At 57.0% G+C, this 284-nt stretch carries 1 pseudogene; it reads left to right on the top strand.

Annotation, left to right across the window (positions count from 1 at the left end):
• A pseudogene (locus KVT34_RS30165) lies at positions 1-284 on the top strand (hypothetical protein); the annotation flags it as partial.

The raw sequence follows: 284 nt of genomic DNA, 5'->3' as shown, positions 1-284 counted from the left end.
GCAACCGGGAATTCAGGGTCCATCGGAGGTTCCGGAGCAACTGGAAATACGGGATCAATCGGAAGTACAGGTCCAACAGGAGACACGGGAGCAACCGGAAATACAGGGCCGACCGGAAATACAGGCTCAACCGGAAATACAGGGCCGACCGGAAATACAGGCTCAACCGGAGATACAGGCCCGACTGGAAATACAGGTTCAACCGGAGGAACGGGAGCAACTGGAAGTACGGGTCCAACCGGAGGAACGGGAGCAACTGGAAGTACGGGTCCAACCGGAGGAAC

The sequence above is a fragment of the Paenibacillus sp. GbtcB18 genome, from assembly GCF_019091125.1.
GTDB lineage: Bacteria > Bacillota > Bacilli > Paenibacillales > NBRC-103111 > Paenibacillus_F > Paenibacillus_F chitinolyticus.
The sequence above is the reverse complement of the archived record's forward strand: the minus strand, read 5'-3'. Positions and strand labels throughout refer to the sequence as shown.